This is a genomic window from Rhodanobacter sp. FW106-PBR-R2A-1-15 (genome assembly GCF_058789735.1).
This window is the reverse complement of sequence record NZ_JBYTEM010000044.1, coordinates 20,647-33,191: the sequence shown is the minus strand read 5'-3', so window position 1 is coordinate 33,191 and position 12,545 is coordinate 20,647. Positions and strand designations below refer to the sequence as shown.

Genomic DNA, 12,545 nt, shown 5'->3' with positions numbered 1-12,545 from the left:
GACGAGGGTGGCCGTCATACGCCGTTCTTCAAGGGCTACCGTCCGCAGTTCTACTTCCGCACGACCGACGTGACCGGTGCGGTGACGCTGCCGGAAGGCGTGGAGATGGTGATGCCGGGCGACAACGTGAAGATGGTGGTGAGCCTGATCCACCCGATCGCGATGGACGAAGGCCTGCGTTTCGCCATCCGCGAAGGCGGCCGCACCGTCGGCGCCGGCGTGGTAGCCAAGGTCATCAAGTAATAGCTCTTGTGAGAAGTCCGGCATGGATGCCGGTTTGATCTTTGCCATCAGGGAGGATGGCTGAAGTAAAGGTCACGGGGCGAACGGAACCATACGCTGCCGGGATAACTCCCGCCGTTGATCCGACCGGAAGGTCGGATCACGCCAGGAAGGGGAGCAAGTTACGGCGATTGCGCACCCCTTCACTAATTCAAGATTTACCGGTATACTTCGCAGCTCACTTGTCGGACAGATCAGTTTCTGGACGACCAACCGCGAAATGAGGCGCAGGATGTGCTTCGAGTTCGCCGGCCGGGGAACGGCCTTCGCAAGTCGACGTGATCACGGGATCAGCCCGGTGACACGTCGTTTTGCGCGAGATTCCGATTGTGCCAGGCGAGCGGATTGCGGCTCGCCTGGTATTTTTCAAAGGGGCAGCGGTGGGTTGGCGGCCCCAGGTGGTAGTGGCAAAGGGTAGTGCGCGGTGGCGAGAAGCCTCCTCGTTATTTACAGAGCGTTCTTTCGACAACAGGACACGGTTATGGCGAACCAGAAGATTCGGATTCGGCTGAAGGCGTACGATCACCGGCTGATCGACCGCTCGGCCAGCGAGATCGTCGAGACGGCAAAGCGCACGGGTGCCACGGTACTCGGCCCGATCCCGCTCCCGACCAAGATCGAGCGTTACACCATTCTGACGTCGCCGCACGTCGACAAGGATGCACGCGACCAGTACGAGACCCGTACCCACAAACGCGTGCTCGACATCGTCGACCCGAACGACAAGACCGTGGACGCGCTCATGAAGCTTGATCTCGCCGCCGGCGTCGATGTTCAGATCAAGCTCGGCTGAGCGACAGACAGGATACGAAGATGAGTATCGGATTGGTTGGCCGCAAATGCGGCATGAGCCGACTCTTCACTGAGGATGGCCGCTCGATTCCGGTGACGCTGATTGAAGCGACGCCGAACCGTGTGACCCAGCTGAAGACGGATGAGAACGATGGCTACAGCGCCGTCCAGGTTTCCGCGGGCAGCAAGCGCGCGAACCTGCTGACGCAGCCGCTGAAGGGCCATTACGCGAAGGCCAAGGTTGAGCCGGGTCGCGGCCTGTGGGAGTTCCGCGTGGCTGCCGAGGATCTCGGCAAGTACAGCGTGGGCACCGAGATCAAGGCGGACGACGTGTTCTCCGTCGGCCAGATCGTCGATGTCGCCGGCGTGTCGAAGGGCAAGGGCTTCCAGGGCACAATCAAGCGCTGGAACTTCAAGATGGGTGACGCCACCCACGGCAACTCGCTGTCGCATCGCGCGCCGGGCTCCATCGGCCAGCGCCAGACGCCGGGTCGCGTGTTTCCGGGCAAGAAGATGGCCGGTCACATGGGTGCCGTGCGCCGCTCGGCGCAGGGCCTGGAAGTGGTCAAGGTCGACGCCGAGCGTCATCTGATCGCCGTGAAGGGCGCGGTGCCGGGTGCAACCGGCGGCGACGTCATCATTCGTCCGACGACCAAGGGTTGAGGAGAGTCGCCATGGAATTGAATGTCATTGGCGCCAAGCCGCTCAGCGTGTCGGACGAAGTGTTCGGCGGCGAGTACAAGAAGGCCCTGGTTCACCAGGTGGTGGTTGCCTACCAGGCGGCCGGTCGCGCCGGTACCAAGGCGCAGCTGTCGCGCGGCGAGATGTCCGGCACCACCAAGAAGTTCAAGAAGCAGAAGGGCGGCGGCGCCCGTCACGGTGACTACCGTGCGCCGATTTTCGTCGGCGGTGGTGTCACGTTCGCCGCCAAGCCGCGCAGCTACGAGCAGAAGGTCAACCGCAAGGCCTACCGCGTCGCGATCCGCTCGATCTTCTCCGAGCTGGCCCGCCAGGGTCGCCTGAAGATCGTCGAGAACTTCGGTGTCGATACGCCGAAGACCTCCGCGATGGTGGCCAAGCTGGCCGAGCTGGAGGTTTCCGGCCGCGTGTTGCTGGTATCGGAGGACGCCTCCGAGGCGTTGTTCCTGGCCGCGCGCAACATTCCGTATATCCATGTGCTGGACGTGATGGCGCTGAACCCCGTCAGCCTGGTCGGTTCCGACCACGTGGTGATGACGGTCGACGCCGTGAAGAAGGTCGAGGAGTGGCTGGCATGAACAACGAACGCATTCTCGACACGCTGCGCGCACCGCACATTTCCGAGAAGTCGGCGCGCCTTGGCGAGCACAACCAGTACGTATTCGTGGTCGCCCCGACCGCAACCAAGGCTGATGTCCGCGATGCCGTGGAGAAAATGTTCGACGTCAAGGTCGAGCGGGTGAACCTCGTCAACACTAAGGGCAAGGTCAAGTCCTTCCGTTTCCGCGCTGGCAGCCGCCAGGGCAAGCGCAAGGCCTATGTGCGTCTTGCCGATGGCCAGACCATCGACGTGTCCGCCAAGGCCTGAGCCAGGAGTTCTGTGAGATGGCACTAATCAACCACAAGCCGACCTCGCCGGGCCGCCGTGACGCGGTGAGCGTCCGCACGGAAGGCCTGCACAAGGGCGCGCCGTACGCGGCGTTGACCGAATCGCAGTCCAAGACCGGCGGTCGCAACCACCACGGTCGCATCACCACGCGTCATCGCGGCGGCGGTCACAAGCAGCACTACCGCATCATCGACTTCAAGCGCGACAAGGAAGGCATCGCCGCCCGCGTCGAGCGCATCGAGTACGATCCGAACCGTACCGCGCACATCGCGCTGCTGTGCTACGCCGATGGCGAGCGCCGCTACATCATCGCGCCGAAGGGCGTGCAGGTGGACGATCGTCTGGTGTCCGGTCGCGACGCGCCGATCAAGGCCGGCAATTGCCTGCAGCTGCGCAATATTCCGATGGGCAGCACGATCCACTGCATCGAGCTGCGCCCCGGTAAGGGTGCGCAAATCGCCCGCAGCGCCGGCGCCTCGGTGCAGCTGGTTGCCCGCGAGTCCGGCTACGCCACGCTGCGCCTGCGCTCCGGTGAAATGCGCCGCGTCTCGGTCGATTGCCGCGCCACCATCGGCGAAGTCGGCAACGGCGAGCACAGCCTGAAGAAGCTGGGCAAGGCCGGCGCCAAGCGCTGGGTGGGCATTCGCCCGACCGTTCGCGGCGTGGTGATGAACCCGGTCGACCATCCGCACGGTGGTGGTGAAGGCAAGACTTCTGGCGGTCGTCATCCGGTCAGCCCGTGGGGCACGCCGGCCAAGGGTTACAAGACCCGCAACAACAAGCGCACGCAGCAGTTCATCGTGCGTCGTCGTACCAAGTAACAGGAAGCCGACATGCCGCGTTCTCTGAAGAAAGGTCCGTTCGTCGACCTTCACCTCGCGAAGAAGGTGGAAGCTGCGGTTTCCGCCCACAACAAGCGCCCGATCAAGACCTGGTCGCGCCGCTCGATGATCCTGCCGGAAATGGTCGGCTTGACCATCGCCATCCACAACGGCCGTCAGCACGTGCCCGTCCTGATCAACGAGAACATGGTCGGGCACAAGCTCGGCGAGTTCGCGGTGACCCGTACGTTCAAGGGCCATGTCGGCGACAAGAAGGGCAAGTGATGAGCACTGAAGCCAAAGCGATCCTGCGCGGCGCCCGCATCTCGGCGCAAAAGGCACGCCTGGTGGCTGATCTGGTCCGCGGTCTTCCCGTGGGCCGGGCCAGCGACGTGCTCAACTACACCAACAAGAAGGCCGCTCACCTTGTCCGCAAGGTGCTGCTGTCGGCCGTCGCCAACGCCGAGAACAATCTCGGCGCGGATGTCGACGAGCTGAAGGTGGCCAGCATCTTCGTCGATGAAGGTCCGGCGATGAAGCGCATGTATGCCCGCGCCAAAGGCCGCGGTTCGCGCATTCTCAAGCGCACCAGCCACATCACTGTGGTTGTTGGTAACTGACCGGGGACACAAGACGATGGGTCACAAAGTTCATCCCACCGGTATCCGCCTCGGCATTGCCAAGGACTGGAACTCGAAGTGGTTCGCCAACAAGGGCGATTACGCCAAGTATCTCGTGGCCGACATCAAGGTCCGCGACATGCTGAAGAAGAAGCTGGCTGCCGCCGGCATCTCGAAGATCCAGATCGAGCGCCCGGCCAAGACCGCGCGCGTGACGATCCACACTGCCCGTCCGGGCGTGGTGATCGGCAAGAAGGGCGAGGACATCGAGAAGCTGCGCAAGGAAGTCAGCGACATGATGGGCGTGCCGACGCACATCAACGTCAATGAAGTGCGCAAGCCCGAGCTGGACGCACAGCTGGTGGCCGAGTCGATCGCGCAGCAGCTGGAGCGCCGCATCATGTTCCGCCGCGCGATGAAGCGCTCGGTCGGCAACGCGATGCGCCTGGGTGCGCTGGGCATCAAGATCAACGTATCCGGCCGCCTGAACGGCGCCGAGATCGCCCGCTCCGAGTGGGCCCGCGAGGGCCGCGTGCCGCTGCACACGCTGCGCGCCGACATCGACTACGGCTTCGCCGAGGCGAGTACCACCTACGGCATCATCGGCATCAAGGTGTGGGTCAACAAGGGCGAGATCTTCGACCTGTCCCAGATCGGCCAGGAGTCGAAGGACGAGTCGCCGGCGTCCTCGCGCCGCGAGGGTGGCGAAGGCCGTCGTGATCGTGAACCGCGTCGTGACGGCGAAGGCCGTCGCGAACGGTCGGCGAAGTAAGGAGAGTTGCCATGTTGCAACCCAAGCGAACCAAATACCGCAAACAGTTCAAGGGCCGCAACGACGGTCTGGCCCAGTGTTCCAACCTCGTCAGCTTCGGCGAGTACGGCCTGAAGGCGACTACGCACGGCGCACTCACCGCGCGGCAGATCGAGGCGGCCCGTCGTTGCATCACCCGCTTCGTCAAGCGTGGCGGCAAGCTGTGGATCCGCGTGTTCCCGGACAAGCCGATCACCAAGAAGCCGATCGAAGTCCGCATGGGCGCGGGCAAGGGCAACGTCGAGTTCTGGGTCGCCCCGATCCAGCCCGGTCGCATGCTCTATGAAATCGAGGGCGTCGACGAGTCGACGGCGCGCGAGGCGTTCCGCCTGGCGGCTGCCAAGCTCTCGGTGCAGACCCAGTTCGTGACCCGGGCGGTGATGTGATGGCCATCAAAGATATCAACAACCAGTCGGCCGAAGAGCTGCAGCGGCATCTGCTGGACCTGCGCAAGGAGCAGTTCAACCTGCGCATGCAAAAGGGGTCCGGCCAGCTCACTCAGCCGCACCAGCTCCGCCGCGTTCGGCGTGACATCGCCCGCACGAAGTTCGTGCTCGGCGGCAAGAAGTAAGGGACGGCCGACATGAGCGACAATCAGAAACAGGCGCGTACCCTCGAGGGTCGCGTCACCAGCAACAAGATGGACAAGACGGTCACCGTGCTGGTCGAGCGGCAGGAGCAGCATTGGCTGCTCGGCAAGACCATCCGCCGCTCGACCAAGCTGCATGCGCAGGACGACCTGGGCGCAAACGAGGGTGATATCGTGCGCATCGCCGAATGCCGCCCGCTGTCCAAGACCAAACATCACCGCGTGGTCGAGATCGTCACGCGCGCCAACGGCTAAGGGAGGCATGCAGACATGATCCAGATGCAAAGCACGCTTTCCGCGGCGGACAACAGCGGTGCGAAGGAACTGATGTGCATCAAGGTGCTCGGCGGCTCCAAGCGCCGTTACGCCGCGATCGGCGACGTGATCAAGGTCACCGTGAAGGATGCCATCCCCCGCGGCAAGGTGAAGAAGGGCGAGGTGTACAACGCCGTGGTGGTGCGTACCGCCAAGGGCGTGCGTCGTCCCGATGGCTCGCTGATCCGTTTCGACGGCAATGCAGCGGTCCTCCTCAACAACAAGCTCGAGCCGATCGGCACCCGTATTTTCGGGCCGGTCACCCGCGAGCTGCGCAGCGAGAAGTTCATGAAGATCGTCTCGCTTGCGCCCGAAGTGCTCTGAGCGGAGTCAACACAATGAACCGTATCCGCAAGGGTGATCAGGTCCTGGTGATCACCGGCAAGAACAAGGGTCAGCGCGGCGATGTGCTGCGTGTTGCAGGCGACCGCGTGTTCGTCTCCAACGTGAATCTGGTCAAGCGCCACACCAAGCCGAACCCCCAGGCCAACCAGGCTGGCGGCATCGTCGAGCGTGAAGCCTCGATCCATCTCTCCAATGTGCAGCTGTTCAACCCCGCCACGAACAAGGGTGAACGCGTCGGCACCAAGACGCTCGCAGATGGGCGCAAGGTCCGCGTGTTCCGTTCGTCTGGCGAGGTGGTGGACGCGTAAGGAATCACGATCATGACCCGCCTTGAAAATTTCTACAAAGAGCAGGTAGTGCCGAAGCTCACCAAGCAGTTCGGCTACCAGAACGTGATGCAGGTTCCGCGCATCACCAAGATCACGCTGAACATGGGCGTCGGCGAGGCTGCGGGCAACAAGAAGGTGCTCGAGAACGCCGTGGCCGACATGGCCAAGATCTCCGGCCAGAAGCCGATCACGACCAAGGCGCGCGTTTCCGTGGCCTCGTTCAAGATCCGCGACGGCTGGCCGATCGGCTGCAAGGTCACCCTGCGCCGCGCGCAGATGTTCGAGTTCCTCGACCGCCTGATCAACATCTCGCTGCCGCGCGTGCGCGACTTCCGTGGTGTCTCGGGCAAGGCCTTCGACGGCCGCGGCAACTACAATTTTGGCATCAAGGAACAGATCATTTTTCCTGAGATCGACTTCGACCAGGTCGATGCGCTGCGTGGCATGGACATCTCCATCACCACCACCGCGAAGACCGACGAAGAGGCAAAGGCCCTGCTGGCTGCGTTCAGCTTCCCGTTCCGCAACTGATACACGCGAGAGATATCCATGGCAAAGACCTCGATGGTCAACCGCGACATCAAGCGGACCAAGCTCGCCCAGAAGTTCGCTGTCAAGCGCGCCGAACTGAAGACGATCGTGCTGAGCACCACCGCCTCGTACGACGAGAAGATGGCCGCCCAGTCCAAGCTGCAGAAGCTGCCGCGCGACGCCAGCCCGGTGCGGCAGCGTACCCGCTGCGCGTTGACCGGGCGCCCGCGCGCCGTCTACACGAAGTTCGGCCTCGGCCGCAACAAGCTGCGTGAAGCGACCATGCGCGGCGACGTGCCCGGTCTGCGCAAGGCCAGCTGGTAACCCACTGCAGGGCTGGTCGACGGAGAGATTCCGTCGTCGGCTCACCCGGTTGCACGAACGTGCAGTCGGTGGATGCGACTACCGCATCGCTATTCGCCAAAACCTGAAAAGGCTGTTATAGTCGGCGGTCTGCGCAAGGCAGGCTGGCGTCGATGCCGGCTCACAATTCGATTGATTTCCGGTTTTATCGGATATCGGTGCACTCTGAAGGATGTTTTCATGAGCATGACTGATCCCATCGCCGATCTGTTCACGCGCGTCCGCAATGCCCAGGCCATGGGCAAGCCGACCGTGCGTATGCCGTCGTCGAAGCTGAAGTTGGCGATCGCCAATCTTCTCAAGAACGAGGGCTACATCCTCGACGCCAAGACTTCCGCCGAGGAAGGCAAGCCGGTGCTCGAGATCAAGCTCAAGTATTTCGAGGGCCAGCCGGCCATCGAGCGCATTTCCCGTGTCAGCCGCTCCGGCCTGCGCGTGTATCGCGGCAAGGATGAGCTGCCGAAGGTCCTGGGCGGCCTGGGCATCTCGATCATCTCGACTTCCGCCGGTCTGCTGACCGATGCGCAGGCCCGTGCCAAGGGTCTGGGCGGCGAAGTCATTGGCCAAGTGGCATAAGGAGTCTGTCGATGTCACGTGTTGCCAAACAACCCATTTCCCTGCCCAAGGGCGTCGAGATGACGGTCGGCGCCGACAGTGTCTCGGTGAAGGGCCCGAAGGGCTCGCTGTCCGTGCATCACCTGCCGGGCGTCACCATCGCCGTGGACAATGGCGTGGCGAACATCAGCCTCGTGGAAGGCGCCGACGACAAGTTCGGCGGTACCGCACGTGCGCTGCTGTCCAACATGGTCACCGGTGTTTCCGGTGGCTACGAGCGCAAACTCGAGCTGGTCGGCGTCGGTTACCGCGCCTCGATGCAGGGCAAGTCGCTGAACCTCAGCCTGGGCTTCTCCCATCCGGTGGTGTTCGATGCGCCAGAAGGCATCAGTATCGAGACCCCGTCGCAGACCGAGATCCTGATCAAGGGTTCGGACAAGCAGGCGGTGGGCCAGGTGGCGGCGAAGATTCGCGGCTTCCGTCCGCCGGAGCCCTACAAGGGCAAGGGCGTGCGCTATGCCGGCGAGAAGATCACCCTGAAGGAAGCCAAGAAGGCTTAAGTGCGCTGTCCCTGCGCGAAGGACCGGCCATCCATGGCCGGACTCTTCACCAAGAGCAGATGACAGTTATCCCAAGCCGATCCGCTTTCAAGGAACCATGACGATGAACAAGAACGAAAACCGCCTGCGCCGTGCCAAGTCCACGCGTGCTCATATCCGCAAGTTAGCGGTGGCCCGCCTGTCGGTGCACCGTACCGGCCAGCACATCTACGCGCAGGTGTTCGACGCCTCCGGCAAGAACGTGGTGGCGGCTGCCTCCACCGTGCAGAAGTCGGTGGCCGAGGGTCTGAAGGGCACCAAGAACCTGGCCGCCGCCGCCGCGGTGGGCAAGGCCGTCGCCGAACGCGCGAAGGCGGCGGGTATCGAGTCCGTCGCGTTCGACCGCTCCGGTTTCCGCTACCACGGTCGCATCAAGGCGCTGGCCGACGCGGCTCGCGAGGCCGGTCTGCAGTTCTGAGCGAGACACCCGGGTCAGGGCATGCCCTGATTTCCACAGCGTCACCTACAACTCCAAGCGGCGCAGCCGCAAGCAAAGTCCCGGTCCGCCGGGCACATGGAAAAGAACATGTCTTCTACCGATCGCGAAAATTCCGACGGCCTGCTGGAAAAGCTGATTGCCGTCAACCGTGTGGCCAAGACCGTCAAGGGCGGCCGCCAGATGAGCTTTACCGCGCTGACCGTGGTCGGTGACGGCGAGGGCAAGGTCGGCTTCGGCTATGGCAAGGCGCGCGAAGTGCCGGTGGCCATTTCCAAGGCGATGGAGCGTGCCCGTCGCCAGATGGTGAACATAGAACTGAACAACGGCACCCTGTGGTATGCCGTGAAGGCGAACCATGGTGCGGCCCGCGTCTACATGCAGCCGGCTTCCGAGGGTACCGGCGTGATTGCCGGTGGCGCCATGCGCGCGGTGCTGGAAGTGGTCGGCGTGAAGAACGTGCTGGCCAAGGCGGTCGGCTCGCGCAATCCGATCAACCTGGTGCGTGCCACCATCAGGGGCCTGCAGGCGGTTGCCTCGCCCAAGAAGATCGCCGCCAAGCGTGGCAAGACCCTGGAAGAGGTGCTGGGCAATGGCTAAGAAGAACGAAACCGCCGCGACCGTCCGTGTACGCCTGGTCAAGGGCCTGCGCGGCGTGCAGGCGCGCCATCGCCTGAGCGTGAAGGCGCTGGGCCTGAACAAGACCAACGATGTCCGTGAGTTGAAGGACAGCCCGCAGGTCCGCGGCCTGATCAACACGGTCTACTACCTGGTCCGGGTCGAAGATTAATTGAATTGTCCGGCCATGGACGGCCGGGTTCTCAGGCAGGATGCCTGATTAGAGGATGACCATCATGCGTCTGAATGACATCAAGCCGGCGGCCGGTTCGCGCAAGACGCGCCTGCGCGTCGGTCGCGGCATCGGTTCGGGCCTGGGCAAGACCGCCGGCCGCGGCCACAAGGGTCAGCACGCCCGCGCGGGCGGCACCCACAAGTACGGCTTCGAAGGCGGCCAGATGCCGCTGAATCGCCGGATGCCGAAGGTCGGCTTCCGCTCGAAGAAGCAGGCCGAGAGCCAGGAAGTGTTCCTGTATCAGCTGGGCCACCTCAAGGGCGACGTGATCGACGTGGTGGCGCTGCATCAGGCTGGCCTGATCAACAGCCGTGCGAAGAAGGTCAAGGTGGTGCTCAAGGGCGAAATCGGCCGCGCGGTGAAGTTGTCCGGTCTGCTGGCTACCGCCGGTGCCAAGGCAGCCATCGAGGCTGCCGGCGGCAGCGTGGAGTAATCAGGTGGCAGCAGCCAAGGGCAATGCGCTCGGCAAGCTCGGCAAGCTGACGGAGCTTCGTCAGCGCATCTTCTTCGTGGTCGGTGCGCTGGTGGTGTTCCGGCTCGGTTCGTTCATTCCGGTTCCGGGCGTCAATCCGGAGGCGATGACCAACCTGGTCAACGGCAACGGCCTGATGGACATGTTCAACATGTTCTCGGGCGGCGCGCTGGAGCGCTTCTCGGTGTTCGCGTTGGGCGTGATCCCGTACATCTCGGCGTCGATCGTGTTCCAGATGATGGGCGCAGTGGTGCCGAGCCTGCAGAGCCTGCGCAAGGAAGGCGAAGCCGGCAAGCGCAAGATGACGATGTATACGCGCTATGCCACGGTGGCTTTGGCGGCGTTCCAGTCGTTCGGCATCGCGGTGGCATTGCAGGGGCAGGTGGCGGCCGGCGGCGCGCCGGTGGTCTACACGCCGGGCTTCGGCTTCATCTTCTCGTCCGTGGTCGGGCTCACCGCCGGCACCATGTTCCTGATGTGGCTGGGCGAGCAGATGACCGAACGCGGTATCGGCAACGGCATCTCGCTGCTGATCTTCGCCGGCATCGTCGCCGGCCTGCCGGGGGCGGTGGTGCATACCCTGGGCATGGCCGGCAATGGCGAGCTGTCGCTGATCAAGCTGCTGATGGTGTTTGCGCTGGCCTTGGCGGTGACCGCGTTCGTGGTGTTCATGGAGCGCGCCCAGCGGCGCATCACAGTGAACTACGCGCGGCGCTCCGGTGGGCAGAAGGCCTACATGAACCAGAGCTCGAACCTGCCGCTGAAGATCAACATGTCGGGCGTGATCCCGCCGATCTTCGCCTCGAGTCTGCTGATGTTCCCGGCGACCGCGGTGAGCTGGTTCACCACCGGCCAGCAGACGCGCTGGCTGCAGGATCTGACGCAGGCGCTGAGCCCCGGCAATCCGCTGTACGAAACCGTTTTTTCGGTGCTGGTGATCGGCTTTGCATTCTTCTACACGGCGATCGTGTTCAACGCGGACGAGACCGCCGACAATCTCAAGCGGTCGGGCGCGCTGATCCCGGGTATCCGTCCGGGCAAGGCCACGGCCAGCTACATCGACGCGGTCATGACGCGTCTGACCGGTGTCGGTGCGCTGTACCTGGTGCTGGTCTGCCTGGTGCCGTCGTTCATGCAGAGCGCCTGGCACGTACCGTTCTATTTCGGTGGCACGTCGCTGCTGATCGTGGTGGTGGTGGTGATGGATTTCACGGCCCAGGTGCAGGCGCATCTGGTCAGTCACCAGTACGAAAGCTTGCTCAAGAAGGCCAATCTCCGCCGCAACTAGTGGCTGCTGGGGCGAACGGAGTGGGTCGAAGTCGGAGGCTGGCGGCGCTCGCGGGTGCCGTAGGGCTTTCCAGTCAGGGAAATTCGGGTTAAAATTGCGCGTTTACCGCGCAAGAAACGCATCGGAGAAAGTACATCATGGCGCGCATCGCGGGTGTCAATTTGCCGGTCCAGAAACACGTCTGGGTCGGTCTGCAGAGCATTTACGGCATCGGCCGCAGCCGGGCCAAGAAGGTCTGCGTGGACGCTGGCGTGGTTCCCACCACCCAGATCAAGTCCCTGAGTGAGGGCGAGGTGGAGAAGCTTCGCCACGAAATCGCCAAATACACCGTCGAGGGCGATCTGCGCCGCGAAGTGGGCATGGCCATCAAGCGCCTGATGGACCTGGGCTGCTATCGCGGCCTGCGTCATCGTCGCGGCCTGCCGGTGCGCGGCCAGCGCACGCGTACCAACGCACGCACCCGCAAGGGCCCGCGTCGCGCCATCAAGAAGTAAGTAACGGATTCCGAACATGGCCAAGCCTGTCAAGACCAAGAAGAAGATCAAGCGCGTTGTCACGGATGCCGTGGCCCACGTGCAGGCCTCCTTCAACAACACCATCGTCACCATCACCGATCGCCAGGGCAATGCCCTGTCGTGGGCGACCGCCGGCGGCGCGGGTTTCCGCGGTTCGCGCAAGTCGACCCCGTTCGCCGCCCAGGTCGCCGCCGAAAAGGCCGGTCGTGCCGCCGGCGACTACGGCGTGAAGACGGTCGAAGTGCGCATCAAGGGCCCTGGCCCGGGTCGCGAGTCGGCGGTGCGTTCGCTGAACGCGTTGGGCTACAAGGTGCTCAACATCATCGATGTCACGCCGATTCCGCACAACGGCTGCCGTCCCCCCAAGAAGCGTCGAGTGTGATTCTTGCGATCATCCTTGATCGCAAGAATCAAGAACCGGCCTTCCTTGGCCGGACTATT

At 63.5% G+C, this 12,545-nt stretch carries 25 protein-coding genes; all 25 read left to right on the top strand.

Translation table 11 applies throughout. The features are described from left to right. A partial coding sequence (locus AC3WTD_RS17585; RefSeq protein ID WP_492614561.1) for an EF-Tu C-terminal domain-related protein occupies positions 1-243 on the top strand: 243 nt, incomplete at its 5' end. A 520-nt stretch (positions 244-763) separates the two neighbouring features. Continuing rightward, on the top strand, positions 764-1,075 hold the full coding sequence (rpsJ, locus tag AC3WTD_RS17580; RefSeq protein ID WP_007082173.1) for a 30S ribosomal protein S10: 312 nt from the start codon (positions 764-766) through the stop codon (positions 1,073-1,075). 20 nt (positions 1,076-1,095) lie between these two features. Continuing rightward, positions 1,096-1,737 carry a 50S ribosomal protein L3 gene (gene rplC, locus AC3WTD_RS17575; protein ID WP_027493632.1) on the top strand — a complete coding sequence of 214 codons (642 nt, stop codon included), beginning with the start codon at positions 1,096-1,098 and terminating at the stop codon, positions 1,735-1,737. 11 nt (positions 1,738-1,748) lie between these two features. Beyond that, complete coding sequence (gene rplD / locus AC3WTD_RS17570; protein ID WP_027493633.1) at positions 1,749-2,351, top strand: 50S ribosomal protein L4; 603 nt, start codon at positions 1,749-1,751, stop codon at positions 2,349-2,351. Continuing rightward, a complete protein-coding gene (rplW, locus tag AC3WTD_RS17565; RefSeq protein WP_027493634.1) occupies positions 2,348-2,641 on the top strand; it encodes a 50S ribosomal protein L23 in 294 nt (97 codons plus the stop codon). Before rplD ends, rplW begins: the two co-directional genes overlap by 4 nt. A gap of 17 nt (positions 2,642-2,658) precedes the next feature. Next, the gene (gene rplB, locus AC3WTD_RS17560; RefSeq protein ID WP_008435487.1) at positions 2,659-3,483 is read left to right on the top strand and encodes a 50S ribosomal protein L2; all 825 of its coding nucleotides are present in this window, start codon (positions 2,659-2,661) and stop codon (positions 3,481-3,483) included. 12 nt (positions 3,484-3,495) lie between these two features. After that, positions 3,496-3,768 carry a 30S ribosomal protein S19 gene (gene rpsS, locus AC3WTD_RS17555; protein ID WP_007513347.1) on the top strand — a complete coding sequence of 91 codons (273 nt, stop codon included), beginning with the start codon at positions 3,496-3,498 and terminating at the stop codon, positions 3,766-3,768. Beyond that, positions 3,768-4,103 carry a 50S ribosomal protein L22 gene (gene rplV / locus AC3WTD_RS17550; protein WP_008435486.1) on the top strand — a complete coding sequence of 112 codons (336 nt, stop codon included), beginning with the start codon at positions 3,768-3,770 and terminating at the stop codon, positions 4,101-4,103. Before rpsS ends, rplV begins: the two co-directional genes overlap by 1 nt. A 16-nt stretch (positions 4,104-4,119) precedes the next feature. After that, positions 4,120-4,875: a 30S ribosomal protein S3 gene (gene rpsC / locus AC3WTD_RS17545; protein WP_492614560.1), complete on the top strand. Its 756-nt coding sequence runs from the start codon at positions 4,120-4,122 to the stop codon at positions 4,873-4,875. Between the two features lie 11 nt (positions 4,876-4,886). Continuing rightward, the gene (gene rplP, locus AC3WTD_RS17540; RefSeq protein ID WP_492614559.1) at positions 4,887-5,300 is read left to right on the top strand and encodes a 50S ribosomal protein L16; all 414 of its coding nucleotides are present in this window, start codon (positions 4,887-4,889) and stop codon (positions 5,298-5,300) included. Further along, on the top strand, positions 5,300-5,485 hold the full coding sequence (gene rpmC / locus AC3WTD_RS17535) for a 50S ribosomal protein L29 (RefSeq protein WP_492614558.1): 186 nt from the start codon (positions 5,300-5,302) through the stop codon (positions 5,483-5,485). Before rplP ends, rpmC begins: the two co-directional genes overlap by 1 nt. A gap of 12 nt (positions 5,486-5,497) precedes the next feature. Next, positions 5,498-5,758 (top strand): 30S ribosomal protein S17, encoded by a 261-nt coding sequence (gene rpsQ, locus AC3WTD_RS17530; RefSeq protein ID WP_027493638.1) that lies wholly within the window; start codon positions 5,498-5,500, stop codon positions 5,756-5,758. Positions 5,759-5,773: 15 nt separating this feature from the next. Continuing rightward, positions 5,774-6,142: a 50S ribosomal protein L14 gene (gene rplN / locus AC3WTD_RS17525; protein WP_007513359.1), complete on the top strand. Its 369-nt coding sequence runs from the start codon at positions 5,774-5,776 to the stop codon at positions 6,140-6,142. A gap of 14 nt (positions 6,143-6,156) precedes the next feature. Next, entirely contained in the window at positions 6,157-6,471 is a 315-nt protein-coding gene (gene rplX, locus AC3WTD_RS17520; protein ID WP_007513361.1) for a 50S ribosomal protein L24, read from the top strand. Between the two features lie 9 nt (positions 6,472-6,480). After that, positions 6,481-7,023, top strand: a complete 543-nt coding sequence (gene rplE, locus AC3WTD_RS17515; protein ID WP_185754695.1) for a 50S ribosomal protein L5 — start codon at positions 6,481-6,483, stop codon at positions 7,021-7,023. 18 nt (positions 7,024-7,041) lie between these two features. Next, complete coding sequence (rpsN, locus tag AC3WTD_RS17510) at positions 7,042-7,347, top strand: 30S ribosomal protein S14 (RefSeq protein WP_027493639.1); 306 nt, start codon at positions 7,042-7,044, stop codon at positions 7,345-7,347. Between the two features lie 219 nt (positions 7,348-7,566). After that, positions 7,567-7,962: a 30S ribosomal protein S8 gene (rpsH, locus tag AC3WTD_RS17505; protein WP_027493640.1), complete on the top strand. Its 396-nt coding sequence runs from the start codon at positions 7,567-7,569 to the stop codon at positions 7,960-7,962. Between the two features lie 11 nt (positions 7,963-7,973). Then, positions 7,974-8,501: a 50S ribosomal protein L6 gene (rplF, locus tag AC3WTD_RS17500; protein WP_027493641.1), complete on the top strand. Its 528-nt coding sequence runs from the start codon at positions 7,974-7,976 to the stop codon at positions 8,499-8,501. Between the two features lie 97 nt (positions 8,502-8,598). Beyond that, positions 8,599-8,958 carry a 50S ribosomal protein L18 gene (gene rplR / locus AC3WTD_RS17495; RefSeq protein WP_185754691.1) on the top strand — a complete coding sequence of 120 codons (360 nt, stop codon included), beginning with the start codon at positions 8,599-8,601 and terminating at the stop codon, positions 8,956-8,958. A 108-nt stretch (positions 8,959-9,066) separates the two neighbouring features. Further along, positions 9,067-9,576: a 30S ribosomal protein S5 gene (rpsE, locus tag AC3WTD_RS17490; RefSeq protein ID WP_027493643.1), complete on the top strand. Its 510-nt coding sequence runs from the start codon at positions 9,067-9,069 to the stop codon at positions 9,574-9,576. Further along, positions 9,569-9,766, top strand: a complete 198-nt coding sequence (gene rpmD / locus AC3WTD_RS17485) for a 50S ribosomal protein L30 (RefSeq protein WP_027493644.1) — start codon at positions 9,569-9,571, stop codon at positions 9,764-9,766. The genes rpsE and rpmD overlap by 8 nt, the downstream gene beginning before the upstream one ends. Before the next feature lie 64 nt (positions 9,767-9,830). After that, entirely contained in the window at positions 9,831-10,262 is a 432-nt protein-coding gene (rplO, locus tag AC3WTD_RS17480; protein WP_492614557.1) for a 50S ribosomal protein L15, read from the top strand. A gap of 4 nt (positions 10,263-10,266) precedes the next feature. After that, the gene (gene secY, locus AC3WTD_RS17475; RefSeq protein ID WP_027493646.1) at positions 10,267-11,589 is read left to right on the top strand and encodes a preprotein translocase subunit SecY; all 1,323 of its coding nucleotides are present in this window, start codon (positions 10,267-10,269) and stop codon (positions 11,587-11,589) included. Between the two features lie 137 nt (positions 11,590-11,726). Then, entirely contained in the window at positions 11,727-12,083 is a 357-nt protein-coding gene (gene rpsM / locus AC3WTD_RS17470) for a 30S ribosomal protein S13 (protein WP_008435464.1), read from the top strand. 16 nt (positions 12,084-12,099) lie between these two features. Further along, positions 12,100-12,486: a 30S ribosomal protein S11 gene (gene rpsK, locus AC3WTD_RS17465; RefSeq protein ID WP_007513384.1), complete on the top strand. Its 387-nt coding sequence runs from the start codon at positions 12,100-12,102 to the stop codon at positions 12,484-12,486. Positions 12,487-12,545 lie beyond the last annotated feature (59 nt).

Coding starts and splice junctions, on each gene's coding strand:
- rpsJ (WP_007082173.1), top strand. CDS start 764: ATGGCGAACCAGAAGATTCGGATTCGGCTGAAGGCGTACGATCACCGG.
- rplC (WP_027493632.1), top strand. CDS start 1,096: ATGAGTATCGGATTGGTTGGCCGCAAATGCGGCATGAGCCGACTCTTC.
- rplD (WP_027493633.1), top strand. CDS start 1,749: ATGGAATTGAATGTCATTGGCGCCAAGCCGCTCAGCGTGTCGGACGAA.
- rplW (WP_027493634.1), top strand. CDS start 2,348: ATGAACAACGAACGCATTCTCGACACGCTGCGCGCACCGCACATTTCC.
- rplB (WP_008435487.1), top strand. CDS start 2,659: ATGGCACTAATCAACCACAAGCCGACCTCGCCGGGCCGCCGTGACGCG.
- rpsS (WP_007513347.1), top strand. CDS start 3,496: ATGCCGCGTTCTCTGAAGAAAGGTCCGTTCGTCGACCTTCACCTCGCG.
- rplV (WP_008435486.1), top strand. CDS start 3,768: ATGAGCACTGAAGCCAAAGCGATCCTGCGCGGCGCCCGCATCTCGGCG.
- rpsC (WP_492614560.1), top strand. CDS start 4,120: ATGGGTCACAAAGTTCATCCCACCGGTATCCGCCTCGGCATTGCCAAG.
- rplP (WP_492614559.1), top strand. CDS start 4,887: ATGTTGCAACCCAAGCGAACCAAATACCGCAAACAGTTCAAGGGCCGC.
- rpmC (WP_492614558.1), top strand. CDS start 5,300: ATGGCCATCAAAGATATCAACAACCAGTCGGCCGAAGAGCTGCAGCGG.
- rpsQ (WP_027493638.1), top strand. CDS start 5,498: ATGAGCGACAATCAGAAACAGGCGCGTACCCTCGAGGGTCGCGTCACC.
- rplN (WP_007513359.1), top strand. CDS start 5,774: ATGATCCAGATGCAAAGCACGCTTTCCGCGGCGGACAACAGCGGTGCG.
- rplX (WP_007513361.1), top strand. CDS start 6,157: ATGAACCGTATCCGCAAGGGTGATCAGGTCCTGGTGATCACCGGCAAG.
- rpsN (WP_027493639.1), top strand. CDS start 7,042: ATGGCAAAGACCTCGATGGTCAACCGCGACATCAAGCGGACCAAGCTC.
- rpsH (WP_027493640.1), top strand. CDS start 7,567: ATGAGCATGACTGATCCCATCGCCGATCTGTTCACGCGCGTCCGCAAT.
- rplF (WP_027493641.1), top strand. CDS start 7,974: ATGTCACGTGTTGCCAAACAACCCATTTCCCTGCCCAAGGGCGTCGAG.
- rplR (WP_185754691.1), top strand. CDS start 8,599: ATGACGATGAACAAGAACGAAAACCGCCTGCGCCGTGCCAAGTCCACG.
- rpsE (WP_027493643.1), top strand. CDS start 9,067: ATGTCTTCTACCGATCGCGAAAATTCCGACGGCCTGCTGGAAAAGCTG.
- rpmD (WP_027493644.1), top strand. CDS start 9,569: ATGGCTAAGAAGAACGAAACCGCCGCGACCGTCCGTGTACGCCTGGTC.
- rplO (WP_492614557.1), top strand. CDS start 9,831: ATGCGTCTGAATGACATCAAGCCGGCGGCCGGTTCGCGCAAGACGCGC.
- rpsM (WP_008435464.1), top strand. CDS start 11,727: ATGGCGCGCATCGCGGGTGTCAATTTGCCGGTCCAGAAACACGTCTGG.
- rpsK (WP_007513384.1), top strand. CDS start 12,100: ATGGCCAAGCCTGTCAAGACCAAGAAGAAGATCAAGCGCGTTGTCACG.